Genomic DNA, 8,478 nt, shown 5'->3' on the forward strand with positions numbered 1-8,478 from the left:
TCGTCGACCTCACCGACCTGTACTCGCCGCGGCTGCGAGCCCTGATGCGCCAGATCGACCCGTCCCTGGCCGAGGGGGTGTACGCGCAGTTCCCCGGGCCGCACTACGAGACGCCGGCCGAGGTTCGGATGGCCCGGGTGCTGGGCGCGGACCTGGTGGGCATGTCCACCGCCCTGGAGGCGATCGCCGCCCGGGCCGAGGGGTCGGAGGTACTCGGCATCTCACTCGTCACCAACCTGGCGGCCGGCATGACCGGCCAGCCGCTGAACCACGAAGAGGTGCTGGCGGCCGGCAAGGCGGCCGCCGTCCGGGCGGGCGGGTTGCTGGTCGAGCTGATCGGCCGGCTGTGACCGTCCTAGCCCCCGACTGGAGCGACCCCCGGGAGCTGTACCGCGAGGTCACCGGCTGGATCGCCGATGACCCCGACCCGATTGCCGTCGCCGAGCTGCGAGCGCTGCTGGCCGGCGCCGAGGGCGGCGACCCGGTCGCCCTGGCCGAGCTCGGCGACCGGTTCGCCGGCCCGCTCAGCTTCGGCACCGCGGGGCTGCGCGGACCGCTGCGAGCCGGCCCGAACGGAATGAACACCGCCGTGGTGCGGCGCGCCGCGGCCGGGCTGGCGGCCCAGCTGACCGCGGCGGGACGGGCCGGCGGCATCGTGGTGATCGGCTACGACGGCCGGCACGGTTCGAAGTCATTCGCCACCGACTCCGCGGCGATCCTGGCTGCCGCCGGCTTCGACGCCCGGCTGCTGCCCCGGCTGCTGCCGACCCCGGTGCTGGCGTTCGCGGTCGGTCACTTCGGCGCGGTGGCCGGGGTGATGGTCACCGCCTCGCACAACCCGCCGCAGGACAACGGCTACAAGGTCTATGCCCACGACGGCGCGCAGATCGTGCCACCGATGGACGCCGAGATCGAGGCGGCCATCCGGGCTGTCGAGTCGGTGCGCGCGATCGAGCTGTCCGGGAACTACCAGACGCTGGACGACTCGGTGGTCGATGCCTACGTGACGGCGGTGGCCGGCCTGGTGCGCCCGGACACCCCGCGCGAGCTGGACGTGGTGCACACCGCCCTGCACGGGGTCGGGGCTCCGGTCGTCCGGGCGGTGTTCGCGGCGGCCGGCTTCGGCGCGCCGAGCGAGGTCGCCGAGCAGGCCGAGCCCGACCCGGACTTCCCGACGGTGAGCTTTCCCAATCCGGAGGAGCCCGGGGCGATGGACCTGGCGCTGGCGCTGGCCGGGCGCGAGCCGGCAGACCTGATCATCGCCAACGATCCCGACGCCGACCGGTGCGCGGTGGGGGTGCGGTTCCCGGCGATCGGGGACCAGCCGGGCGGTTGGCGGATGCTGCGTGGTGACGAGGTGGGCGTGCTGCTGGCGGACTGGCTGCTGCGCCGTGGCATCCACGGCACGTACGCGACGACCATCGTGTCCTCCACGATGCTGTCGGCGATGGCGGCCGGCCACGGCGTCGGATACGCGGAGACCCTGACCGGGTTCAAGTGGATCTCCCGGGCCGCCCCGGACCTGGTCTACGGCTATGAGGAAGCGCTGGGCTACGCGGTCGCGCCGGGCCTGGTGCGCGACAAGGACGGCATCTCCGCGGCGCTGCTGATCGCCGAGCTGGCGGCCAGCCTCAAGGCCGGGGGGTCCTCGATACCGCACCGGCTGGCTGAGCTGGCCGCCGAGTACGGGCTGCACGCCACCAGCCAGCTGTCCTGGCGGGTGACCGACCTTGCGGTGATCAGCCGGGCCATGCACCGGCTGCGGGCCGAGCCACCGGCGCGGCTGCTGGGCAGGCAGGTCAGCGTGACCGACCTGGCGCCGGATAACGACGTGGTGATCCTGCGTTTCGACGGCGGCCGGGTGGTGGTGCGCCCGTCGGGCACCGAGCCCAAGTGCAAGGCCTACCTGGAGCTGGTGGTGCCGGCCGGTTCAGCCCGGGACGCGGCGTCCGGCTCAGCACGGGACGCGGTGGCCGGCTCAGCCCGGGACGCGGCAGCCGAAGCCGGCCAGGTCGCTACCGAGGCCGGCCGGGACGCTGCCGACGAGGTGCTGGCGAGCGTGGCGGTTGCCGAGCGGCAGGCCGCTGAGGAGCTGGCGGCGCTGGCGGTCGAGGTCAGCCGCGCCGTGGGCATGGCCTGAGCCGTGGGCAGCCGCGCCGTGGGCATGGCCTGAGCCGTCGGATGGCTGTCCGGCCGAACCCCAGCCCCGAACGGCCCTAGCTCGCGAAGACCGCCGGGCAATCACCGGTCAGCAGCCGGTCCGGTGCTGGCTCGGCCAGCCTCCGGCGCAGGGCGCACCCGGTGCGGTTCAGGCCGCCGTCGGCGAACCGGTAGGTGGCCCAGTAATTGTGGCCGGTGGCGTAGTTGGGTTTGTAGTCGTTCTCGGTGCCCAGCACGTCCAGCCAGCCGTCGTGGTCGAGGTCAGCCGCCAGCGGCCGGCCGCCGTCGAAACTCACGCTGGCTCGCGGTGAGCTGACCAGCGCACCGGAGCGCAGCACCACCAGCTCCGCGGTGCCGGCGTGCGAGCCGACCTCGGCCAGTACCGCGCAGTGCGCGGGGGCGGCCGCGCTGGCGGCGAGGCAATCAAGCTTTGCCGACCAGCCGAAACCGGATCGGCCGACCCACCATTGCCGATGCTGCCCGTCCTGCAGCAGTTGGAGCACCGGCGTGCTGAGATCGGGCGACGGCACCCCGGTCGGCGCGGCACTCGACCACAGCCGCACCGTATAGCCACCGCCGAGCTGCTCAGGCTGTTCGGGCGCGCACAACCATCGCTGGCACGGCGCTGCCGGTGTGCTGCCGGTGGCGCTGGGCGCGGTCGAATCGGTAGCCGGGGGGTTGGAGCCGGCACCGGGCGAGGTGCCCGCCGGTGCCCCGGAATGCCGGCCGGACCCGGCGCAGCCGGCCAGCACCAGGCCGAGGGCCAGCGTCGAGCCGAGGGCCAGCATCGAGCCACGCGGCAGGCGGGGCCGCCCGAGGCGGCGTACCCCGGCCAGGGCTGTTGCTAGCTTGCTCATCTGACACCTTCTCGGCAGGCACGTTTCATCCCGGCGGTGATCTTCGCCGGCGTTGAGAAGCACCGCGTACATGAGAACACCCAATCGGGTGTCCCACCCGCAGTGCTTGGCATCAAGTCGGTAACAAGCCAGGCGCGGGAGCGTCAGGACGTGGCACCCGGTGCGGGCGAGGTATGCCGGTGGCGCAGCCGGCTACTGCTGTCGCCGGCGGCAGGAGTACTCGGAGCTGGTATCAGCTTCGGCGTCGCGGGCTGGTAACCGACCTCGATGATCGAGCGGAGCTCACCTTGGGCGTCGATCGCGACCACGGCGAAGAAACCGGAATCGGCCGCCTGGATCAGCTGATCCACGGTGCACGCGCTACCGGCCGGCAGGCAGATGCCGCCGCCCGAGGTGATGGTGATCGAGGGCGCCAGCGAGGCGGTGAAGGTGTCTGATGCCAGCACCTGGTACTGATCGCCGCCACCGGTACCGGCTCCGGGCCGCACCGAGGCGAACTGGTAGGCAAGCCGCTCGGTGGCCTGGCGGTAGCCGCTGACGTGGATCACCGCGTTGCCGAGCGGAGCGCTGCTGGACGGGGCCGGCGTCACCGACGGGCGATCGGCCGGGGCGGAGGGCACCGCGGTCGGGTCGATGCCGCGGGCCGGCGGCGCGGCGGGCACCACCGGGGCCGGGGCAGGCAGCGCAACGCCGGCCGAGCTGGGGACGGCAACCGGGTGCGGCATGCTCGGTGCCGCGGCCGCACCGCGCTGGTGCGCCGCCGTGGACCGGCCGGCGGTGGCCGGCGTGGCAGGCCGGTGATGCTCCGGTGACCGCCTGGCCGGGTGCGCCTGCTGGCTGCCGCTGGCCGAGGACACCGGGTGGCCCGGGTGGGCCGGCACGTCCTTGGACCCGATCGCCGAGGCGGTGATCATCGTCGCCGCGGCTGCCGCTACCGCGACCGAGCCGCCCAGTGTGGCCAGCAGCATGCCGCCGCCGAGCACGAACGGCCCGAGAACGACGCGGCGGACGGGCAGCAGCCGAGCCACCCCGCGGCGCTCCCGCGGAACCTCTTCGAACATGCGGCGAACTCCTGACGTCTGGCGCGGCTGCGGTCTACCGACAAAGACGCTTTCGCCGGTGAGAACGTTGCACGAGGCAACGGCAGGCAGACCAGATTTGATTCCTCATCTATATGACCAGGCTGAGGAGTGCTTAAACATCTCATCTGATACGAGCTGCCGCAACCGGGTTTCCCGGTACGCCGTCACCGGTATCCCGGTTCGCGCAACCGCTTGTACGGGTTGGCGCACCGCTTGTACGGGTTGGCGCAACCGCTTGTACGGTGCGCCACCGCTCAACGGGGCCCGAACTGGCGGTCACCGGCGTCACCGAGGCCCGGCACGATGTAGGCGTTGGCGTTGAGGCCGTCATCGATGCTGGCGGTGAACAGCCGGCCGGCCAGGCCGCTGCGCTCGACCGTCGCGATCCCCTCCGGAGCCGCCAGCGCGCAGATCACCGTGATGTCGCTTGCCCCGCGAGAGGCGAGCAGTTCACAACAATGCACCAGCGAGCCACCGGTGGCCAGCATCGGGTCGAGCACCAGCACCGGACGGCCGGCCAGCGAGTCCGGCAGCGAGGCCATGTAGGCAGCCGGCAGGTGGGTCTGCTCGTCGCGAGCCAGCCCGACGAAGCCCATCTGTGACTCCGGCAGCAGGTTGAACGCCGCTTCGGCCATGCCGAGCCCCGCCCGCAATACCGGAACCAGCAGTGGCGGGTTGGCCAGCGTGGTGCCCAGGGTCGGGCCGACCGGTGTGGTGATCGGCACCTGGGTCACCGGCAGTTCCCGGGTTGCCTCATAGACCAGCAGCGTCGCGAGCTCGCGCAACGCCGCCCGGAACTCGGCGTTGCTGCTGGCCTCGTTCCGCATGACGGACAGGCGGGTTCGCACGATCGGGTGGTCCACGACGACGGTCTGCACGCCAGGAGCCTAGCGGCGGCTTCCCGACGTCCGGCCTTCGGACGCGAGCGGCGACGTCGCACGGCCTAGACTGGCGCGCGTGAGTGTTCTCCTGAGCCAGCCGGACGCCGCCAGCCTGGTCGCCTCCGCCCTCGCCGAGGCCGGTCGCGACGACGCCTCGCTGCGCCGCTTCCTGCACGGCCTGCCGGGCGTCGACCAGGTCGGCGCGGAGGCGCGCGCGGCGGCGCTGGCCACCCGCAGCATCAAGACCAGCGCCAAGGCGTGGGCGATCGACATGGCGATCCGGATGGTCGACCTGACCACCCTGGAAGGCTCCGACACCCCGGGCAAGGTGCGCTCGCTGTGCGGCAAGGCGGTCCGGCCCGATCCGTCGGATCCGAGCGCGCCGGCGGTGGCCGCGGTCTGCGTCTATCCCGACATGGTGCCCTTCGCGGTCCAGGCGCTGCGCGGCTCGCAGGTGCAGGTCGCCTCGGTGGCCACCGCGTTCCCGTCCGGGCGGGCCGCGCTGGCGACCAAGCTGGTCGACGTCTCCGACGCGGTCGCGGCCGGCGCGGCGGAGATCGACATGGTGATCGACCGGGGCGCGTTCCTGGCCGGGCACTACCTGAGGGTGTTCGAGGAGATCGTGGCGGTCAAGCAGGCCTGTGGGAACGCGCACCTGAAGGTGATCCTGGAGACCGGCGAGCTGGTCACCCTGGACGCCGTCCGGCGGGCGTCCTGGCTGGCCCTGCTGGCCGGCGGTGACTTCATCAAGACCTCGACCGGCAAGGTGAGCCCGGCCGCCACACCGCCGGTGGCGCTGGTGATGCTGCAGGCCGTCCGGGACTTCGAGGCCAGGACCGGTCAGGTGCGCGGGGTGAAGCTGGCCGGCGGGATCCGCACCACCAAGGAGGCCATCCGCTACCTGGTGATGGTCAACGAGGTGGCCGGCCAGCGGTGGCTGGATCCGCGGGCGTTCCGGTTTGGCGCCTCCTCGCTGCTCAACGATCTGCTGCAGCAGCGGCACAAACTCAGTTCCGGTGCCTACGACGGCCCCGATTACGTCTCGATCGACTGACGGCCGATGTCGATCACCCAGCCGCCCGCCGACCCGCCGCAGCCGGCAGGTTGCGAACCGGAAGGACAGCAGTGACCGCGTTCGAGTACGCCCCGGCACCGGAGTCGCGCGCCATCGCCCGGCTCAAGCCCTCGTACGGCATCTTCGTCGACGGGGAGTTCCGCGACGGCCGGGGTGAGGCGGTCAAGACCATCAACCCGGCGACCGAGGAGCCGCTCGCCGAGATCGCCGAGGCCAACGAGGCGGACGTCGCCGACGCGGTCGCCGCCGCCCGGCGGGCCTATGACGGCAGCTGGTCGCGGCTGCCTGGCGCTGAGCGCGCCAAGTACCTGTTCCGGATCGCGAGGGCCATCCAGGAGCGCGGCCGGGAACTGGCGGTGCTGGAATCGCTGGACAACGGCAAGCCGATCAAGGAATCGCGCGACGTCGACATCCCCAACGCCGCCGCGCACTTCTTCTACTACGCCGGCTGGGCCGACAAGCTCGGCCACGCCGGCTTCGGCCCCAACCCGCGCCCGGTCGGGGTGGCCGGCCAGATCATCCCGTGGAACTTCCCGCTGCTGATGGCCGCCTGGAAGATCGCCCCGGCGCTGGCCACCGGCAACACCGTGGTGCTCAAGCCCGCCGAGACGACGCCGCTGACCGCCCTGACGCTGGCCGAGATCATCGCCGAGTGCGACCTGCCGCCCGGCGTGGTGAACGTGCTGGCCGGCGGCCCGGCGGTCGGGCGGGCGCTGGTCGAGGAGCCCGGGGTGGACAAGATCGCCTTCACCGGCTCGACCTCGGTCGGCAAGCAGCTGCAGCGATCGGTTGCCGTCTCGGGCAAGCGGCTGTCGCTGGAACTGGGTGGCAAGGCCGCCAACATCGTCTTCGACGACGCCGCGATCGACCAGGCGGTCGAGGGGATCGTCACCGGGATCTTCTTCAACCAGGGCCATGTCTGCTGCGCGGGCTCCCGGTTGCTGGTGCAGGAATCGGTGCACGACGAGGTGGTCGCGGCCCTGCAGGAGCGGTTGCAGACCTTGCGGCTCGGTGACCCGCTGGACAAGAACACCGACATCGGCGCGATCAACTCCGCGGTCCAGCTCGCCCGGGTCCGGGAACTGGCCGACGTGGGCGAGGCCGAGGGCGCCACCCGGTGGTCGCCGACCTGCACCCTGCCGGACCGGGGGTTCTGGTTCCCGCCGACGGTGTTCACCGGAGCCAGCCAGGCCAGCCGGATCGCCCAGGAGGAGATCTTCGGCCCGGTGCTGACGGTGCTCACCTTCCGGACGCCGCAGGAAGCCGTCGACAAGGCCAACAACACCCCGTACGGGCTCTCGGCCGGGATCTGGACGGAGAAGGGCTCGCGCATCCTGTGGATGGCCAACCGGTTGCGGGCCGGCGTGATCTGGGCCAACACCTTCAACCGGTTCGACCCGACCTCGCCGTTCGGCGGCTACACCGAGTCCGGCTTCGGACGTGAAGGCGGGCGCCACGGCCTCGCCGCCTACCTCGAGAGCGAGGCCTGAGTGCCCAGCAAGCCGGCCGGCAAGACCCGAGCCCCCCGGGCAGAGACTGCCCCCGCTGACACCGCCCCGGTCGGGACCAGGGCGGCTGGCACCGCGCCAGCCGGGACCGCGCCAGCCGGGACCGCTCAGCGCCTCGCCGTCCGCAAGACCTACAAGCTCTACATCGGCGGCGCGTTCCCCCGCTCGGAGTCCGGGCGTTCCTACCCGGTCACCGACCCCGCCGGCCGGTTGCTCGCCCATGCCGCGCAGGCCTCCCGCAAGGACCTGCGCGATGCGGTGACGGCGGCTCGCAAGGCGTTCGCCGGCTGGTCCGGGGCCACCGCCTACACCCGCGGCCAGGTGCTCTACCGGATCGCCGAGATGCTCGAAGGGCGCCGCGAGCAGTTCCTGGCCGAGATCATGGCGGCCGAGGGAGCCGGGCCCGCCGAGGCCGCGGCTCAGGTGGACGCCGCGATCGACCGCTGGGTCTGGTACGCCGGCTGGAGCGACAAGTACGCCCAGGTGGTGGGCGGGGCGAACCCGGTTGCCGGGCCGTACTTCAACTTCTCGCTGCCCGAACCGTCCGGCGTGGTGGCCATCCTGGCCCCGCAGGAGTCCTCGCTGCTCGGGTTCGTCTCGGTGGTCGCGCCGGCGCTGACCACCGGCAACACCGTGGTGGTGGTGGCCTCGGCGGACCGGCCGCTGCCGGCGGTGTCGCTGACCGAGGCGCTGGCCACCTCGGACCTGCCGGCCGGGGTGCTCAACCTGCTGACCGGCTCGCCCGCCGAGCTGGCACCGTGGCTGGCCAGTCACCGCGACGTCAACTGCCTCGACCTGACCGGGATCGCACCGGCCGACCGGGTGCCGCTGGCGCAGGCGGCGGCCGGCAACGTCAAGCGGGTACTGGCCCCGGCGGCGCTGGACCTCACCGCCGAGCCCGGGATGTCCCGGCTG

General features: G+C 72.6%; 7 protein-coding genes and 1 pseudogene. 5 read left to right on the top strand and 3 right to left on the bottom strand.

The features are described 5' to 3' along the window. A pseudogene (locus VF542_RS06180) lies at positions 1-350 on the top strand (purine-nucleoside phosphorylase); the annotation flags it as partial. Continuing rightward, the gene (locus VF542_RS06185; protein ID WP_408650824.1) at positions 347-2,140 is read left to right on the top strand and encodes a phospho-sugar mutase; all 1,794 of its coding nucleotides are present in this window, start codon (positions 347-349) and stop codon (positions 2,138-2,140) included. The pseudogene VF542_RS06180 and the gene VF542_RS06185, both read left to right, overlap by 4 nt. A gap of 76 nt (positions 2,141-2,216) precedes the next feature. Here VF542_RS06185 and VF542_RS06190 read toward each other — a convergent pair whose 3' ends face one another. The 3 genes from VF542_RS06190 to upp all read right to left on the bottom strand — a co-directional run bounded on the left by VF542_RS06190 (position 2,217) and on the right by upp (position 4,977). Then, positions 2,217-3,017 (bottom strand): hypothetical protein, encoded by an 801-nt coding sequence (locus tag VF542_RS06190; RefSeq protein ID WP_408650825.1) that lies wholly within the window; start codon positions 3,015-3,017, stop codon positions 2,217-2,219. A 143-nt stretch (positions 3,018-3,160) separates the two neighbouring features. Beyond that, positions 3,161-4,078 carry a hypothetical protein gene (locus tag VF542_RS06195; protein ID WP_408650826.1) on the bottom strand — a complete coding sequence of 306 codons (918 nt, stop codon included), beginning with the start codon at positions 4,076-4,078 and terminating at the stop codon, positions 3,161-3,163. 275 nt (positions 4,079-4,353) lie between these two features. Further along, entirely contained in the window at positions 4,354-4,977 is a 624-nt protein-coding gene (gene upp / locus VF542_RS06200; RefSeq protein WP_408650827.1) for a uracil phosphoribosyltransferase, read from the bottom strand. 115 nt (positions 4,978-5,092) lie between these two features. Here upp and deoC point away from each other — a divergent pair, with 115 nt between their 5' ends. From deoC to VF542_RS06215, 3 genes are all read left to right on the top strand, one after another. Then, entirely contained in the window at positions 5,093-6,034 is a 942-nt protein-coding gene (deoC, locus tag VF542_RS06205) for a deoxyribose-phosphate aldolase (protein WP_408650829.1), read from the top strand. A gap of 71 nt (positions 6,035-6,105) precedes the next feature. Further along, complete coding sequence (locus VF542_RS06210; RefSeq protein ID WP_408650828.1) at positions 6,106-7,545, top strand: aldehyde dehydrogenase family protein; 1,440 nt, start codon at positions 6,106-6,108, stop codon at positions 7,543-7,545. Positions 7,546-7,707: 162 nt separating this feature from the next. Next, a partial coding sequence (locus tag VF542_RS06215; protein WP_408650830.1) for an aldehyde dehydrogenase family protein occupies positions 7,708-8,478 on the top strand: 771 nt, incomplete at its 3' end.

This window comes from Jatrophihabitans sp. (genome assembly GCF_036389215.1).
In the GTDB taxonomy this organism is placed as follows: domain Bacteria; phylum Actinomycetota; class Actinomycetes; order Mycobacteriales; family Jatrophihabitantaceae; genus Jatrophihabitans_A.

What these genes read in the sequence shown, in the direction of transcription:
- VF542_RS06190 (WP_408650825.1), bottom strand. Translation starts at nt 3,017, where the DNA reads ATGAGCAAGCTAGCAACAGCCCTGGCCGGGGTACGCCGCCTCGGGCGG.
- VF542_RS06195 (WP_408650826.1), bottom strand. Translation starts at nt 4,078, where the DNA reads ATGTTCGAAGAGGTTCCGCGGGAGCGCCGCGGGGTGGCTCGGCTGCTG.